At 67.8% G+C, this 16546-nt stretch carries 15 protein-coding genes and 1 other RNA gene; 7 read left to right on the top strand and 9 right to left on the bottom strand.

Annotation, left to right across the window (positions count from 1 at the left end; translation table 11 throughout):
• Positions 1-33: 33 nt before the first annotated feature.
• The 6 genes from ABUE31_RS03005 to ABUE31_RS02980 all read right to left on the bottom strand — a co-directional run bounded on the left by ABUE31_RS03005 (position 34) and on the right by ABUE31_RS02980 (position 5384).
• On the bottom strand, positions 34-1545 hold the full coding sequence (locus ABUE31_RS03005) for a DegQ family serine endoprotease (protein ID WP_437344076.1): 1512 nt from the start codon (positions 1543-1545) through the stop codon (positions 34-36).
• A gap of 116 nt (positions 1546-1661) precedes the next feature.
• Positions 1662-1847: a DUF2065 domain-containing protein gene (locus ABUE31_RS03000; protein ID WP_367722009.1), complete on the bottom strand. Its 186-nt coding sequence runs from the start codon at positions 1845-1847 to the stop codon at positions 1662-1664.
• A gap of 12 nt (positions 1848-1859) precedes the next feature.
• Positions 1860-2837 (bottom strand): protease modulator HflC, encoded by a 978-nt coding sequence (hflC, locus tag ABUE31_RS02995; RefSeq protein WP_367722008.1) that lies wholly within the window; start codon positions 2835-2837, stop codon positions 1860-1862.
• Positions 2837-3931, bottom strand: coding sequence for an FtsH protease activity modulator HflK (gene hflK / locus ABUE31_RS02990; protein ID WP_367722007.1), 1095 nt, complete (start codon positions 3929-3931; stop codon positions 2837-2839). The genes hflC and hflK overlap by 1 nt, the downstream gene beginning before the upstream one ends.
• A 115-nt stretch (positions 3932-4046) precedes the next feature.
• Positions 4047-4568: a dihydrofolate reductase gene (locus ABUE31_RS02985; RefSeq protein WP_367722006.1), complete on the bottom strand. Its 522-nt coding sequence runs from the start codon at positions 4566-4568 to the stop codon at positions 4047-4049.
• A gap of 18 nt (positions 4569-4586) precedes the next feature.
• The gene (locus tag ABUE31_RS02980) at positions 4587-5384 is read right to left on the bottom strand and encodes a thymidylate synthase (RefSeq protein ID WP_367722005.1); all 798 of its coding nucleotides are present in this window, start codon (positions 5382-5384) and stop codon (positions 4587-4589) included.
• A gap of 108 nt (positions 5385-5492) precedes the next feature.
• Between ABUE31_RS02980 and ssrA the strand changes: the two genes are divergently transcribed.
• Positions 5493-5853, top strand: a transfer-messenger RNA (tmRNA) gene (ssrA, locus tag ABUE31_RS02975).
• 118 nt (positions 5854-5971) lie between these two features.
• Positions 5972-6529: an AAA family ATPase gene (locus ABUE31_RS02970; protein ID WP_367722004.1), complete on the top strand. Its 558-nt coding sequence runs from the start codon at positions 5972-5974 to the stop codon at positions 6527-6529.
• 40 nt (positions 6530-6569) lie between these two features.
• On the opposite strand, the gene ABUE31_RS02965 is transcribed toward ABUE31_RS02970, so the two are convergent.
• Positions 6570-7778 (bottom strand): multidrug effflux MFS transporter, encoded by a 1209-nt coding sequence (locus tag ABUE31_RS02965; protein ID WP_367722003.1) that lies wholly within the window; start codon positions 7776-7778, stop codon positions 6570-6572.
• Positions 7779-8582: 804 nt separating this feature from the next.
• Between ABUE31_RS02965 and ABUE31_RS22835 the strand changes: the two genes are divergently transcribed.
• The 4 genes from ABUE31_RS22835 to ABUE31_RS02950 all read left to right on the top strand — a co-directional run bounded on the left by ABUE31_RS22835 (position 8583) and on the right by ABUE31_RS02950 (position 10344).
• Positions 8583-9254: a DUF8692 domain-containing protein gene (locus tag ABUE31_RS22835; protein ID WP_496400972.1), complete on the top strand. Its 672-nt coding sequence runs from the start codon at positions 8583-8585 to the stop codon at positions 9252-9254.
• Between the two features lie 63 nt (positions 9255-9317).
• Positions 9318-9869, top strand: a complete 552-nt coding sequence (locus ABUE31_RS02960) for an SspB family protein (RefSeq protein ID WP_367722002.1) — start codon at positions 9318-9320, stop codon at positions 9867-9869.
• 12 nt (positions 9870-9881) lie between these two features.
• Positions 9882-10079 carry a DUF4169 family protein gene (locus tag ABUE31_RS02955; RefSeq protein ID WP_367722001.1) on the top strand — a complete coding sequence of 66 codons (198 nt, stop codon included), beginning with the start codon at positions 9882-9884 and terminating at the stop codon, positions 10077-10079.
• Between the two features lie 16 nt (positions 10080-10095).
• Positions 10096-10344, top strand: coding sequence for a ribbon-helix-helix domain-containing protein (locus ABUE31_RS02950; RefSeq protein ID WP_367722000.1), 249 nt, complete (start codon positions 10096-10098; stop codon positions 10342-10344).
• Positions 10345-10379: 35 nt separating this feature from the next.
• On the opposite strand, the gene ABUE31_RS02945 is transcribed toward ABUE31_RS02950, so the two are convergent.
• Together ABUE31_RS02945 and ABUE31_RS02940 are read right to left on the bottom strand one after the other, a co-directional pair.
• Complete coding sequence (locus tag ABUE31_RS02945; protein WP_367721999.1) at positions 10380-14444, bottom strand: AsmA family protein; 4065 nt, start codon at positions 14442-14444, stop codon at positions 10380-10382.
• A gap of 85 nt (positions 14445-14529) precedes the next feature.
• Complete coding sequence (locus tag ABUE31_RS02940; RefSeq protein ID WP_367721998.1) at positions 14530-15951, bottom strand: FAD-binding oxidoreductase; 1422 nt, start codon at positions 15949-15951, stop codon at positions 14530-14532.
• Positions 15952-16060: 109 nt separating this feature from the next.
• On the opposite strand from ABUE31_RS02940, the gene ABUE31_RS02935 reads away from it, so the two are divergent.
• Entirely contained in the window at positions 16061-16543 is a 483-nt protein-coding gene (locus ABUE31_RS02935) for a thioesterase family protein (protein WP_367721997.1), read from the top strand.
• Positions 16544-16546: the final 3 nt, after the last annotated feature.

Below are 16546 nucleotides of genomic sequence, written 5' to 3'. Positions count from 1 at the left end.
GCCGGGTGCCGGGTGCTGCGCACCCGCCTTGCCTCAATCCATCCGGATCGTCACGAAGCGCAGTTCGCCGGTCTTCGAGGCAAGCATCAGCAGCGCATTCTTGCGGCCCTGCTCCTTGAGCGCGGCGATGCGGTCGAGCACGTCCTCCGGGGTCGAGACGGATTCCTGCGCGATCTCGGTGATGACGTCGCCGGCGGTCACGCCGCGTTCGGCCGCGGGCGACCCGTCGGCGACCTCGGTGACCACCACGCCCGAGACATCGGGATCGATGCCGAACTTGTCGCGCATCTCGTCGGTCAGTTCGCCGAACGTCATGCCGAGCAGCGACGCCGTCGCCACCGGACCGCCCTCTTCCCCGGCCTGCGCGCCTTCGGCCTCGGCAAGCTTCTCGCCTTCCTCCAGGCGGCCGAGCGTGACCTTGACCGTCGTCTCCACGCCCTTCCTGATCACCACGACATCGACGGCCTTGCCGACCGGGCTTTCGGCAACCGCGAGCGGCAGTTCCCGGCTCTCCTTGATGTCGCGGCCGTCGAAGCGAATGATCACGTCGCCGACCTCGATCAGCCCGTTGTCGACCGGCCCGTCCTTGATGATGCCCGACACCAGCGCGCCGTGCGCCTCCTTGATGCCGAGGCTTTCGGCGATCTCGTCGGTGACCGGCTGGATGCGCACGCCGAGCCAGCCGCGCCGGGTCTCGCCGAACTCGCGCAGCTGAGAGACCACGCTGACCGCCAGTTCGGCGGGTATGGAGAAGCCGATGCCGATCGAGCCGCCGGAGGGCGAGATGATGGCCGTGTTGATGCCGACCACCTCGCCGTACATGTTGAACAGCGGTCCGCCGGAGTTGCCGCGGTTGATTGCGGCGTCGGTCTGGATGAAGTCGTCGTAGGGGCCGGCGTCGATGTCGCGATTGCGCGCCGAGATGATGCCGACCGTGACCGTCCCGCCGAGGCCGAACGGATTGCCGATGGCCATCACCCAGTCGCCGATGCGCATGCGGTCGGAATCACCGAAGTGGACCTCCTTCAGCTTCTTCAGCGTCGGGTCGACCTTGAGCACGGCGATGTCGGTCTTGGAATCGGTGCCGACCAGTTCGGCCTTCAGCTTCGAGCCGTCGGAAAAGTTGACCTCGATCTCGTCGGCGTCGGCGATGACGTGGTTGTTCGTCACCAGGATGCCCTCGGCCGCGTCGATGACGAAGCCGGAGCCCAGCGACTGCACCTGGCGCTGTCCGCCGCCGCCCTGGCGGTCCTTGAAGAATTCGTCGAAGAAGTCCTGGAAGGGCGAACCCTCGGGCACCTCCGGCAGCGGCACCGTGCCCTGCCCTTCGCCGCCCTTGATGCGCTGCGATGTCGAGATGTTGACGACCGCCCCGAGCAGCCCTTCGGCGAGGTCGGCGACCGAGGCCGGCCCCGCCTGCGTCACGTGCGGCGCGGCGGCAGCCGCCGGCGCTTCCGTCTGCGCCAGCACCGGCGACGCGAAAACCATCGCCATGGCGAGCGGCAGGATGGCCCTGCGCAGCAGTGGCGTCGGGCGGTGACTGATCATGCGGCTGCTCCCCGGTCAAGGACGGCCCGCCTTCGCCGAGGCGGCGCGTTCATGTTCTTATGAAATAAGGCCTGTTTGCGGCTTTGACCATCGAGCGCCGAATAAATCCTCCGTTATCCGCGCACCAGCCAGACGATGCCGACGCCGGCGGCGATCGACGCCAGCCCGGCGATGCGCAGCGCCTGTTCCGGCATGCCGATCACTTCGGTGGCAAGCTTCTTGGCCAGGCCCGGAAAGCCGCCATAGACGAGACCCTCGACCACGAGGACGAGGCAGATCGCGGCGAGAAAGTCGGTCATCGGGCCAACCCTTTACGGGTTGGCCGTGGTCGCTTCGGACGGCGCCGCCTCGGGAATGGCGCCGGTGGTGGCACCGGAAGCGCCCGCCGGCCGTGCCGGCGCGGCGCCGTCCGTCCCGTTCGGGCTGCGGAAGTAGCGGAAGAAGTCCGAATCGGGCGACAGGACCATGGTCGTCCCGGTGCCCAGAAGCGCGTTCGAGTAGGCAATCATCGAGCGGTAGAACTCGAAGAAGCCGGGATCGCGCTGGAAGGCGTCCGCGAACACCGCGTTGCGGCGCGCTTCGCCCTCACCGCGCAGGATTTCCGATTCCTTGCGCGCCTCGGCGATGATCTCGACAACCTCGCGGTCGGCGCGGGCGCGGATGCGCTGCGCCGCTTCGCGGCCGCGGGCGCGCAGGCGCTCCGCCTCGGCCAGACGCTCGGCCTTCATGCGGTCATAGGTCTGCTGCGAGACCTCCGCCGTCAGGTCGGTGCGGCGAATGCGGACGTCCTCGATCTCGAGGCCGAGCGAGGTTGCATCCGGCCGCAGCTGGTCGCGCACCTCGCGCATCATGGCGGCGCGCTCTTCCGACAGCGCCGATTCGAAGCCGCGCACGCCGTAGACCCGGCGCAGCGCCGCGTCGAGGCGCGTACGCAGCCTCGCCTCGGCCTGCATCAGGCTGCCCGACACCGCCTGCCTGAAGGTCCGGGCATTGGCGATGCGGTAGGCGACGAAGGCGTCGACCTCGTAGAACTTGCCGCCCGACACCTGCACGCGGATGTCGTCGAGGTCGAAGCGCAGGATGCGGTCGTCGACCATCTGCACGTTGTCGGCCTCGAAGAACGGGAACGGAGCCTTGAAGTAGATGCCCGGCTCGGTCTCGACCTTCACGATCTCGCCGAAGCGCAGCACGATCGCCTGCTGGCGTTCGTTGACCACGAAGATGGACGAGTAGAGCAGGAACAGGACGACCGCCGCGACGATCGCGATCAGGGGAAGACGGTTGACCATCAGTTTGCTCCCTCGGCCGGGTTCTGCCCGCGCTTCTGCAGTTCGGGGAGCGGCAGATACGGCACCACGCCCTGGCCTTCCTGCCCGATGATCACCTTGTTGGAATCCTTGAGCACCTTTTCCATCGTCTCGATGAACAGGCGCTCGCGGGTGATTTCGGGCGCCTTGGCGTATTCGTCGTAGACGGAGATGAAGCGCTGCGCCTCACCTTCCGCCTCCTGCACGACGCGGTTCTTGTAGGCGGCCGCGTCTTCGCGGACCTGCGCCGCCTCGCCGCGGGCCTGGCCGAGCTTCTGGTTGGAGTACTGGTTGGATTCCTCGACGAAGCGGTCCTCGTCCTGCTCGGCCCTCTGCACCTCGTCGAAGGCGTCGGCCACCTCGCGCGGAGGCGCGGCGTCCTCGATCGAGATCGCGTTGATCGCGATGCCCGCGCCGTAGTCCTGGAGCGTCGACTGGATGATGCCGCGCACCGCGTCGGCAATGCCCTGGCGATCGTCGCGGAAGATGTCCTGCGCCGGACGGCGCCCGACGGCCTCGCGCATCGCGCTTTCGCCGATCTGCCGCACCATCTCGTCGGGATCGGCAACGTTGAACAGGTAGGCCTCGGGATTGTCGACCTGGTAGGCGATCGAGAACTTCACGTCGACGATGTTCTGGTCGCCCGACAGCATCAGGCCCGAGGAGGTGTTGCCGCGCGCCTCGCCGACCTGGATCAGCTTTTCGGCGGTGTTGGCGTACTCGACCGTTTCGATCGGCCACCAGTGGAAGTGCAGGCCGGGTTCGGAAACCTCGTCCTTCGGCTTGCCGAAGCGCAGTTCGACGGCCAGTTCATCCGGCTGCACCGTATAGATCGCCTGGAACAGCCAGAACGCCGCCAGGCCAAGCGCGATCAGGCCGAACAGCGCCGGGCTCGCACCGCCGCCGCCGGGCAGTGCCTGCTTCAGCCGGTCCTGGCCGCGGCGAATGATGTCCTCGAGATCGGGCGGGTTGCCCTGCGGCCCGCTTGGTCCGCGCGGACCCTGGCCCCAGGGGCCGCCGCCATTGCCGCCGCCGCCCCACGGGCCGCCGCCGCCGCTCTTGTCGTTCCAGGGCATAAATGTCCTTCCGCGTTGTGACCCGGGCGGATCGGCTGAAAGCCGCCGCGCCTCCCTTTCACCCCTCTATAGGGATGAGCGGCGTCGCTTTCAACGCACCGCTTTTTCTTGGATTTCAATGCACTGAAGCCCGGCGCTCGTAAACCGCATAGCTTGTCGCATGCGAATCTTTCTCGCCCGCCGGATAGTCTTCGGTGCTCACGCGACGCCAGATTTCCGGGTCGACAGGCGGAAAAACGGTGTCGCCGTCTATGTTTGCATGCACGTGGGTGATGCAGAGCCGGTCCGCCAGGGGCAACGCCTGGGCGTAGATCTGGCCTCCGCCGATCACGCAGATTTCATCGACGCCAGGCACGCAGCGGCTGCGAACGGTGGCCAGCGTGATCGCGTCCTGCAGCGAACCGGCCGCCTCCGCGCCCTCCGCCTGGTAGGTCCGGTCGCGCGTGACGACGATGTTGAGACGCCCCGGCAACGGGCGCCTGGGAAAGCTTTCCCAGGTCTTGCGGCCCATGACGATCGGCTTGCCCATGGTCTGCGCCTTGAAGCGCTTGAGGTCGGTCGACAGCCGCCAGGGCAGCCCGCCCTCGCGCCCGATCACGCCGTTGTCGGCAATCGCCACATAGATCGCGATCCGCATCTGCCGCACTCCGCGAGGCTAGACCGCGATCGGCGCCTTGATCGACGCGTCGGCGACGTAGTTTTCCAGCCGGAAGTCGTCGAACTGGAATGCGAACAGGTCCTTGACCTTGGGATTGATCCACATCGTCGGCAGCGCCCTCGGCGTGCGCTTCAGCTGCTCGCGCGCCTGCTCGAAATGGTTGGCGTAAAGATGCGCGTCGCCGAGCGTATGCACGAAGTCGCCGAGCGCCAGCCCGCGCACCTGCGCGATCATCATGGTCAGGAGCGCGTAGGAGGCGATGTTGAAGGGCACGCCGAGGAAGATGTCGGCGGAACGCTGGTAGAGCTGGCAGGAGAGCTTGCCGTCAGACACGTAGAACTGGAACAGGCAGTGGCATGGCGGCAGCGCCATCGCGTCAACCTCGGCCGGGTTCCAGGCCGAGACGATCAGGCGGCGCGAACAGGGGTTCTTCTCGAGCTGGTCGAGCAGGTTCCGGATCTGGTCGATCGGCCGTCCGTCCTCGCCGCCGGGCCAGGAGCGCCACTGCTTGCCGTAAACCGGACCGAGGTCGCCGTTCTCGTCGGCCCACTCGTCCCAGATGGTGACGCCGTTGTCGCGCAGGTAGCCGATATTGGTGTCGCCCTTCAGGAACCAAAGCAACTCGTGGATGATCGACTTCAGGTGCAGCTTCTTGGTCGTGGTGACCGGGAAGCCCTCAGCCAGGTCGAAGCGCATCTGGTAGCCGAACACCGAGCGCGTGCCGGTGCCGGTGCGGTCGCTGCGGTCCGTGCCGTGGTCGAGGACGTGCTGCAGGAGGTCGAGATATTGCCGCATCTTGTTTCGCCGATTCGGGAATTCGCCGGAGCATACAGCAATCCGCCCGCTGCGAACACGCGCCCCTCGGCCCGAGCCGGATTTTTCCGGCTCTCACCGCACGCAATCCTCCTTCCAATTCGCCGCCGGCCTCCCTATATTGGCGAGGTCAGCTTGCCTGACTATGGCGATAAACAGGCGATGGAATAAGCCGTTCGGACCCGGGGGCGGTACCCGGCGCCTCCACCACAAGCCGCTCGACGCGTTCGGGCGGCTTCTGATGGGGGCGAAATAGGATCGACGAAGGTGTAAAGATCGTACTTTTGCCCGGCATTGTACCACCGTTATCGGGCTAACCTTATAGTTGCAAACGACAACTATGCTGAGGCACGTCTCGCTGCTTAATGCGGTGCGACAGTCTCGAATCAAGTCCTAGGGGTTAGCCCCTCTAGGCGGGGTTCGGAGGTACCTGGCAACAGAAACCTCCACCTTCCCTTGCAACCATGACATGAATTTGCGCCCGCCGGTCGCACGCAGTGCGCCGTACCGCGCCACGCGCCGGCTTGCCGGTACGCTGGCGTCCCCTTGCCGCAACCCCAGGAGATTGCATGACCCCGGACGACAACCGCTTTTTCGTGCTGACCGGCGGGCCCGGAGCCGGCAAGACGACCGTGATCGAGGCGCTCGGGGCGCTCGGCTACCCCACCACCCGGGAGGCCGGCCGAGGCGTCATCCGCGACGAAGCGGAACATGGCGGCGGCGCCCTGCCCTGGATCGACCGCCAGGCCTTCGCCGAGCGCATGTTCGAATGGGAGCTTCGCTCCTACCGCCAGGCCGAAAGGACGGAAGGCCCGGTCTTCTTTGACCGCGGCCTGCCCGATACGATCGGCTATCTCAGGCTGGAAAGCCTCGATGTTCCCTCTTGGATGGAGGAGGAGGCGTGGCGCCTGCGCTACCACGCGAGGGTGTTCATCGCCCCGCCCTGGCGCGAGATTTACGGCGTCGACGAAGAGCGGCGCCTGAGCTGGGACGTTGCGGTCAGGACCCACGCGGTCATGGCCGAAACCTATGCCGACTTCGGCTACGATCTGGTCGAGCTGCCGCGGGACAGCGTGTGCGCCCGCGTGGAGTTCCTGACCGCCGCGGCCGCAGCCGGGCGCCGGTAAGGCCCGGCCGGACGAGCGTCCTTCGGCGCGATCCCGAAAACTACTCGGCCGCCGCGACCGCCTGCCTGCCGGGCTCGCGCTTCAGCGTGAGAAGCGTCAGGAGCAGCGCCAGCCCGGCGCAGACCGCGATGCCCGTCATCATCGGCAGCGGCCGGTCGTTGGCGAAGACGCCCGCGACGATCATCGCGACGACGCCCGTCACCATGTGCAACGTGCCCATCAGCGCCGCGGCCGTGCCGGCAATCTCGCCATGTTCCTCCATGGCGAGCACCGAGGTCGTCGGGATCACCAGGCCGAGGAAACCGTAGCCGACGAACAGCGTAACGCACATCACGGCGAGCGACGCGAAGCCGGCGGCCATGACCGCCCAGCCCGCCAGCATGGCGGCAGCGAAGCCGACGACCGCGAACCGGACCACCCTGCTCAGCCCGTAGCGTTCGGTCAGCCAGCCGCTGATCTGCGACACGGCAAAGAACGACACCGCATTGACCGAGAAAAGCAGGCTGTAGGCGGACGGCGACATGCCGTAGTGGTTGATGATGATGAAGGACGAATTGGCCAGGTAGACGAAGAAGCTGGCGACGCCGAGGCCGCCGATCAGAGACAATCCGACGAAGGTCCGGTGCACCGACAGAAGCTTGTAGCCTGCCCAGGCGACGGCGAACGAACTGCCGCCGCGCCGCGCCGCCGGCCGCGTCTCCTTCAGCCCGAACATCAGGAGGAAGAAGGCGAGCACGGCCGCGATCGTCACCGCCCAGAACACCGCCCGCCACCCGAACGCCTCGATGATGAAGCTGCCGGTCAGCGGCGCCAGGATCGGCGACACGCTGAAGACGAGCATCAGAAGCGACATCAGCTTGGTCGCCTCGGCGCCGGTGTGGAGATCGCGCACCACAGCGCGCGGCACCACCATTCCGGTCGACGAACCGAGCCCCTGCAGCAGCCGGAAGAAGATCAGCCACTCGACATCCGGCGCCAGCGCCGCGCCGACGCTGGCCAGCGCGAACACCACCAGCCCCCCGTAGAGGACCGGCTTGCGGCCGTAGATGTCGGCCAGCGGCCCCACGAACAGCGGGCCGACTGCGAAGGACAGGAAAACCACCACCAGGCTCATCTGCACGGCCAGCGGGCTCGCGCCGAGGTCCGCCCCGATAGTCGGCAGGGCCGGCAGGTACATGTCGATGGCGAAGGGACCGATCGCCGAAATCAGACCAAGCACGATTGCGACGCGGAGAAACCCGGATGTCATGATGCCAACCTTCAATATGGACGACCGCGTCGGCGACGGCGCATGTCGCGCGGGCCGCCGCGAATCCCGTTCTCCCGGCCCATGTCGGCGGGACGGCGGGCATACGATCTCGCCGCCTTTTGAGACACGCCTGTCCAAACGTCAATCGATGCGACCACGATCAAGACGACATTGGCGATGTCTCCTGACAACAGTGCGCCGCGTAGCCGTCATCGCCACGCGCATGCTCCTGCGCATGCAACTGGCGCTGGCGTCTCCTGCCGGCGTCGCAAGCTTGAACCCGCAATCGCCATCGGCTAGCCATCGGCCGGGTTCAATGGAACGGGCTGGCGAGAGTGCACACCAGGGTCTCGGGTTCAACGGTTGTGGCGGCGGAGCGGATCGCGGCGCCGGGCAAGGCGGCGCTGGCGCTGCTGGCACTTCTCCTGGTGGCGGACATCGGCTTTGTCTGGGCGCATCTGCGATGGGCGGCAGACGACTGGTACTGGGACCTCGGCGCGGATACGGCCTATCCCGAGGTCTTCCAGTATGTNCTGCCGGCGTCGCAAGCTTGAACCCGCAATCGCCATCGGCTAGCCATCGGCCGGGTTCAATGGAACGGGCTGGCGAGAGTGCACACCAGGGTCTCGGGTTCAACGGTTGCGGCGGCGGAGCGGATCGCGGCGCCGGGCAAGGCGGCGCTGGCGCTGCTCGCGCTTCTCCTGGTGGCGGACATCGGCTTTGTCTGGGCGCATCTGCGATGGGCGGCAGACGACTGGTACTGGGACCTCGGCGCGGATACGGCTTATCCCGAGGTCTTCCAGTATGCGCAGTGGGGCATCGCCTCGCTCCTCCTCCTCGCCCTGGCGTGGAAAAGGCGCGCCGCAATATACGNGGGCGCATCTGCGATGGGCGGCAGACGACTGGTACTGGGACCTCGGCGCGGATACGGCCTATCCCGAGGTCTTCCAGTATGTGCAGTGGGGCATCGCCTCGCTCCTCCTCCTCGCCCTGGCGTGGAAAAGGCGCGCCGCAATATACGTCGCCTGGGCCGCCCTGTTTTTTTTCCTTCTGCTCGACGATGCCGAGTCGTTCCATGAAAGAGCCGGACGCTGGCTGGCCAAGACACTCGACCTCAAGGCTTTCGAGGCTATCTACCAGCGGCATTTCGAATATTTCATGCTCTATGCGCAGGATTTCGGCGAACTGGTCTACGGGCTGTTGCTCGCAACGATTGTCGTCGGCGCGCTGCTCGTGGCCTGGCCCGGCAGGCAAGCAAAGCGCGAGAGGACCGTCACGAAATGGCTCGTCGGCTGGCTCGTTCTGTTTGCCGTCTTCGCGGTCGGCTTCGACATGCTGCATGTAATGGCCTGGGAGATCTATCCGCCGGCCATCGAACTCGTGGCGATGATCGAGGACGGCGGCGAGATGCTGTGCGTCAGCCTCCTCGTCGGCGGCCTGGCTTTCGAGTTCGCCCGCGACCCGGCGGGCCTATAACCGGTTTACGCCGGCCCGAAGCCGGATTACAGCTATCAGACGATTCAACGGGCGCCAGACCGCATGGCCGAAGACCATATCCGCTACGACATTCTCGCCCAGGAGGCGTTGCGCGGCGTCATGCGCAAGGTCCTTGCCGAGGTCGCGCGGACCGGTCTGCCCGGCAACCATCATTTCTTCATCACCTTCCTGACCAACGCGCCTGGCGTGCGCATCTCGCCGCGCCTGCGCGAAAAGTATCCGGAGCAGATGACCATCGTGATCCAGTTCCAGTACTGGGATCTGAAGGTCAACGACAACGGCTTCGAGATAGGGCTTTCCTTCACCGACGTGCCGGAGCGGCTGGAGGTTCCCTTCGCAGCCGTGCGCGGCTTCTATGACCCGTCGGTCAACTTCGAGCTGGAGTTCGACGTCAAGGCCGAGCCTGCCGTCGAGGCCGAGAAGCCCGCGAAGCCGGCAGCCGAAATCACCCGGGCGCCGACCTCAGGCAAGAAATCCGATGCCAAAAAGAAGGCTGCGGACGCCGCCGGCGACGACGGCGCAAGCGACGAGGAAGCCGCAGCCGGCGGCAAGAGCGCCGACGTCGTCTCGCTGGACGCGTTCCGCAAGAAATAGCCCCGCCCTGCCATGACCAACGTCGTCAATCTCCGCATGGCCCGAAAGCGCAGGGATCGGGCGCTGAAGGAGCAGGCGGCGAGCGAGAACCGCGCCCTGCACGGCAGGCCAAAGGCCGAACGGCAGCGCGACCGGATCGAGGCGGAACGGGCCGCCGACTTCATCGACGGCCACCGCCGCGACCGGACCGATCCGCAACAGCCCCGATGAAGCGCCGGCATCCGCCATGAGCCTCGTCAGGAAACACTCCATCACGATCCGCGGCCACCGCACCAGCTTTTCGCTCGAACAGCCCTTCATGGATGCGCTGCGCGACATCGCCGCGGAGCGCGGACTGTCGCTCGCCGCCTTGATCGCCGAAGTCGACGCCCTGCGCACCCGCGAGGCGAACCTGTCTTCGGCGCTCAGGGTCTTCGTGCTGCGGGAAGCACAGGGCAGCGCTGCAAGGCAGGCCGACGCAGCCTCGTCCGGCTGACAAGCCGACCGAACTCAGGCCACGCTGCCCGCGGTTCAGTTGCCCTGCAGCATCCTCATGAAGCCGTCGATGGCGCCCGGCTGCAACTCTGGCGGCTGTCCCGTTGGACGGATAACATCGGTTCTTGGACGTGGAGGCGTTTCAGCGTTGGCATCCGGCGACGGCGCAATCTGCTGCTCGCGGGCGCGCGCCGCCTCATCGGCTTGCCGTTTCACGCGCTCCTGCGCCTCCAACCTGGCCCGGGCATCGGCTTCCGCCTTCGCCGCTGCTTCAGCCTCGCGCTTCGCCGCATCGGCCTCCGCCTGCGCGCGCTCCTGGGCCGCGCGGCTTTCAGCGGCCTCGGCTTCAAGCCGCGCCCTTTCCTCGGCCTCCGCCCTTGCGGCAGCCTCCGCTTCGAGGCGCGTCGCCTCCGCCGCCTGCCGTTCGGCTTCCTCGGCTGCGAGTCGGGCGCGTTCTTCCGCGGCTTTGCGCGCCTCTTCCTCCGCGGCAAGCCGCGCCCGATCGGCCTCTGCCTGGCGCGCGCGTTCTTCCGCTTCGGCCTTCAGCCGGGCTTCCTCCTCGGCCTTGCGCCGCGCCTCGGCTTCGGCCTCGGCGGCCTTGCGCGCTTCTTCCTGCTCCTTGCGCCACGCCTCCGTGGCCCGATCGTGATCGAGCTGTAGCGCGGCGTAGTAGCGAACTTCGCGCCGCAGACGCTGCTTCTCGAGCAGCGCCGCCTGCATGCCCTCGACCCGCCGCTGCTCGGCCTCCAGCGCGCGCTGCGTGAGGAACTGGGCGAGCGGCTCGCTGTCCAGGCTGCGCGTGGCCTCGGCAAGCGGCCCTTGCAGCGAGAAGCGCAACGCCGGCTCCGACCCGACCAGCGCCTCCTGTCCGGGCTCGTAGGTGATCGTGCCGCTGACCGACACCTCGCCCCGGTTGAAGTCCGACTGCACGTTCGCCTCGATGTCGGCGGCGTGGTTCGTCAGCTTCAGCGGCGGCGCGCGCAGCACCCCGGCTGCAACCGTGAAGGCGGCTTCGCCAGGTTCAGCCGCGAAGCGGCCGGACGACACGATGGCCGGCGCGAAGCCCGCCGTCCTTGCCGCATCGATGTCCCGGCCGTCGCGGTTCGCCCTGGCGATCAGTTCGGGCAGCGCCTCGGGGTTGACGCCGTCGACCACCAGCGAGCGGAATCCGGCGGTGCCCGAGCCCGACAGCGTGGCGACAAGGCCGCCGACCGACTTGCCGCTCGCCGACAGCGCGGTGGAGATGTCGCCGGTTCCCGCCAGCCCGGCATCGCCGAGCAGCGAACGGATGTCCGCGCCGGCGAGCCTCGTCTGGCTGGAGAAATACGCGGTCCCCCCGCTGTTCTTGAGCTCGAACAGCCCGGTGAGCTCGCCGCCGTGGAACCTGGCCGACAGGTCCGACAGCCGCAGGCCCTCCCCGTCGAGCTTGAGCGCGACGCTGGCGTCGTACGCGGTCACCGCCGGGCCGGCCGTCACGGTCGCCGCGGTGATGCCGAGTTCGGCGGTGAGCGGCGTCGAGACCGACGGGGCGAACGGCACCGAGGACCACCCGCCCGTCCCGTTTTCGAGCGACGCTTCGCCGACCACCATCGCCGCCAGCGGTTCGAGGTTGAGTTCGTCCAGCGTCAGCTGCCCGGTCAGCTGCGGCCGGCCGTCCGCCAAGGTGGCGTTGACGTCGCCGGAGACCGCACCCTGGTTCAGCGTTCCGCTCAGCGCATCGAGGACCAAGAGTCCGTCGGCATAGTCGGCATTGGCTTCGAGCTCCACCGGCAGGCCCGCGCCCATGGCCGGCAGCCTGACGCCGGCGGTCATCAGCCATGGCTCGATATCGGGCGCGTCGAGGCGCGCATGGCCCCGCACGGCGAGCCCGTCCCCCAGCTTGGCGACGCCGGCGAAGCCCGCCAGAAAATCCTCCGCGCGAAGGTCCAGCGACGTGGCGAGGTCGCCAGACAGCTTCCCTTTCAGCGAAAACTCGGTCTCGCCGCCGCCCGTCAGGCCAAGCGGCAGCACCGGAAGGCCATAGAGCGCCAGGAGTTCGGTTGCGTCGTCGTTTCGCGCAGACAGCGCAACCGAAACGTCGGCGTCGTCGACCTGCCCGGTCCGGCTGCTGCCCGACAGCGTCGCCGAAAGGTCCGTGCCGCCGGCGCTGCCTTGCGCGCTGGCCGCGAAGCCGGTCGTTCCGTCGCCGTTGGCGGCGGCCGTCGCCACCACGTCGAGCCGCGCGTCGTCGAGAAGGCCGCGATAGGCCGCCGCGCGCGCGTCGAGCCCGTTGAGCAGCCTGCTCGCCGGATAGCGGTCGGCCAGCGCCGCGACCAGCGGCGCCAGGTCGACCGCCACGACGGACACGTCCAGGTTGCCCGACGGGCTCGCCGGGAAGTCGCGGATCGTCCCCGTCGCGCTGACGGTCGCGCCCGCGATGTCGCCGATCGACAGGCGGTCGATTTCCAGGAGGCCATCGCGCAGGCGCAGGGCCGCATCGACCGATTGCGCCGTCAGGCCGGACGCGCCGACCGGCCCGGCCCTGACGTCCAGGTCGAGGTCGCCTTCCGCGAAGCGGTTGACGCCGACGTCGCTGACGAACAGCGAGGCGAAGGCCGCAAGCCCGTCGAGGTCGAGCGCGCCGCCGTCCAGCTTGAGGACCGTCGCCGGCCGCGCGTCGGACGGCTGCAGCCGCTCGGCGCGGCCGCGGAACGTCGCGCCGCCAAGCCCGAGTTCCAGGTTGTCGAAGGCCTGGTGGTTGCGGGTCAGGTCGACATCGGCGCGAAATCCGGCAGCCGGCAGTCGCCGGATGGCGTCGTCAACGTCCTGCGCCACCCATGCCGCGAAACCCGACGGTTGCGCCACCGCGAGCAGGAGCGACCCCTTGAATCCAAGCTCGCCTTCGGTCCTGAGCGATCCCTTTGCCTCCAGTGTCGTGCGGCCGGGCAGCGTGGCGGCCAGCGACTTGACCGCCCAGCCGCCGTCTTGCGGCTCGGCCGACAGGCTGACTTCGCGGATGGTCGTGTCGCCGGCGACCACGGCCGGCAGGTTCACGTCCATCGTTCCCGGGATCGACGGCTTCGGCAGGTCGAGCAGGGCCTCCTGCAGGGCGGCGAACCGCTCGGCGATGGTCAGGCTGCCGGCGTCGCCCGCCCCGATCGCTTCGTCGAAGCGCACCTGCGCGCCGTCCACCGAAAGCGCGAACCGCGGCGCGGCGCCGAAGTCGATGAACCCGTTGCCGTCCGCCGCATAGGGATTGTCGAGCGGACCCGTCTCGAAGCGGAACTCGTCGAGCGCCAGCCGCTGGTCGTCGAGTTCGAACTTGCCCTTGACGCGGAAGCCCGGTCCCTCGGCAGGCGCCGGCTCGGCTTCGGACGCCCGGTCGCGCCGCGCGGCGATCTTGAAGTCCCCGGCATAGGTCGCAGTCGCCCCGTCGTCGAACCGCAGGTCGCCGTCCGTCTCGATCGCGACCTTGCGTACCTCGGGCTCGGCCTGGATCCTCAGCCGGATGCCGTCGCCGGCGGCGCGGCCCGTGTTGACCGTCATGTCCGAACGCAGGCCGTCGACCCGCATCGAGCCGACCATGCGCCAGGGCCCGGCGAGCGAGCGCGCGGAAACCTCGGTGTTGATCTCGGTCAGGCGGTGCGTGCGTCCGCTGGAGGCGTGGTGGATCACCACCTGGCCTTCCGTGATGGTCAGCTTCTCGATCGAGATCTGGCTGGCGTCGATCGGCGTCGAGGGACGCACGGCCCAGTCGATCGCGCCGTCCGCCGCGACCTCGATGGTCGCCTTCGGCCGCACCAGCCGCATGTCGAAGATGCGGAACTCGCCGCTCAGCAGCGGCGCCAGCTCGGCGTCCATGGAGAAGGTCTCGGCGGTCATCGCCGGCTCGCCCTTCGCCCCGCCGCCGACCGCGACGTCGGAGAACGTCACCGACGGAAACGGCAGGATGGTCGCCGTCGCCTCGCCCTGCACGGTCACCTTGCGCCCGAGGATGGCGCTCGCCTCGCGCTCGAAGTCGGCGCGGTAGCTCGACCAGTCGACGAAATACGGCCCCACCAGCGCCGCCGTCAGCGCCAGCACGATCAGCCCACCAAAGATCACGAACAGTCGTGCCAGCATCGGTCCCGCGGTATGCCTAGGGCAAAACGCTAGTCTATCAGCATCGGCATGTCGATAAAGTGGCGGTTTTCAACGCACTTTTGCCCTAGCCGCCACGCGCCGGCCAGATCTTCCCGGGATTGAGGATGTTGTCGGGATCGAGCGCCGCCTTGATCGAGCGCATGACGTCGACGCCGTTCGTGCCGATCTCTTCCTCGATGAAGCCGATCTTGCCCTGCCCGATGCCGTGCTCGCCGGTGCATGTGCCGTCCATGCGCAGCGCCCGCGCATTCAGCCTGGCGACGAATTCCTCGGCCAGTTCGATGTCCCTGGGGTCGGCGGGATCCATCAGCACCAAAGTGTGGAAGTTGCCGTCGCCGACATGGCCGACGATCGGCGCGATGAGGCCGAGTTCGGCGATGTCGGCCTCGGTCTCGACGATGCATTCGGCCAGCCGCGAGATCGGCACGCAGACGTCGGTGGAAAGGCCGCGCGAGCCGGGCCGCAGTCCGAGCGACGCCCAGTAGGCGTCGTGCCTTGCCTTCCACAGCTTGTTGCGTTCCTCGGCGACGCTCGTCCAGATGAAAGGCCCGCCGCCGAACTCGGCTGCGATCTCGCCGAAGGATTCGGCCTGCTCGGCAACGCCCGCGTCGCTGCCGTGGAACTCCAGGAACAGGCACGGGCTCTCCGGATAGTCGAGCTTGGAATAGGCGATCATCGCGCGCATCTGCAGCGCGTTGACCAGTTCGATGCGGGCGACCGGAATGCCCATCTGGATGGTCGCGATGACCGCCTCGCAGGCCTGGTCGACGGTCGGGAACGGGCAGACCCCGCCCGAAATCGCCTGCGGAATGCCGGCGAGCTTGAGCGTCAGCGAGGTGATGACGCCGAGCGTGCCTTCCGAGCCGACCATCAGCCGCGTCAGGTCGTAGCCGGCCGAGCTCTTCTTGGCCCGTTTTCCCGTCGTGATCGTGCGGCCGTCGGCGAGAACCGCCGTCAGCGACAGCACGTTGTCGCGCATCGTGCCGTAGCGCACCGCATTGGTGCCCGACGCCCGCGTCGCCGCCATGCCGCCGAGGCTGGCGTTCGCGCCCGGATCGATCGGGAAGAACAGGCCGGTGTCGCGCAGATAGTCGTTGAGTTCGTGCCGCGTGATGCCGGGCTCCACGGTGCAGTCCAGGTCCTGCGGGTTGACCGCGATGACGCGGTTCATGCGCGACATGTCGATGGAGATGCCGCCGCCCGGCGCGTTGACCGCGCCTTCCAGCGAGGTGCCGGCGCCGAAGGCGATGACCGGGACCCGATGCTCGGCGCAGGCCCGAACGATCTCCTGCACCTCCTCCGCCGTCTCGGCAAAGGCCACGCCGTCCGGCGCCTGGACCGGAATGTAGGTGGTCGTGTGCGCGTGCTGCTCGCGGATCGCCCGCCCGGTCTGGAAGCGCTCGCCGAAACGCTGCTTGAGGATGCCGAGCACGGTGGCGATGCCCGCTTCGTTGCGTTCGACTGCGTTCAGGTCTTTCAGTGCCATGATTTACCGCGCTGCTCGGCGCTTCGCCGACCTTGTTATGAATTCTGGGACGGGTAGTGTCACCTGCCGGCGCGACTTGTACAGCGCCGCAGGAAACAGGTCGAGGTCCATGACAGCAGCAAGTGCGCCATTCGTCTCCAGCGCGATCGAGATCGAGAAAGGCTGGATAGACTACAACGGCCATCTGAACATGGCCTACTACAACGTGATCTTCGACCGCGGCGGCGACGAGGCGGCGGAGGAACTCGGCCTAGGCCCCACCTATGCGCGCGAGCGCCGCTTCACCACCTACACCGCCGAAGTCCACGTCTGTTACGTGCGCGAACTGCACCTCGGCGACAAGGTCACCGTCAGCTTCCAGCTTCTCGACCACGACGAGAAGCGGCTGCACGCCTACCAGGAGATGCGCCACGCGGACGGATGGCTGGCCGCGACGTCTGAAACGCTCGCGCTCCACGTCGACATGGCCGGGCCGAAGGTGGCCCCGTTCCCACCGGACGTGGTGGCGAAGATCGAGGCGATGCGCGCCGCGCAAGCCGCGCTGCCGCGCCCCGAGCGCGCGGGACGCGCCATCGGCATCAGGCGCAGGTGAGAG

The organism is Mesorhizobium marinum (genome assembly GCF_040813675.1).
Lineage (GTDB): Bacteria > Pseudomonadota > Alphaproteobacteria > Rhizobiales > Rhizobiaceae > Mesorhizobium_K > Mesorhizobium_K marinum.
This window is presented reverse-complemented; position numbering and strand designations above follow the sequence as displayed.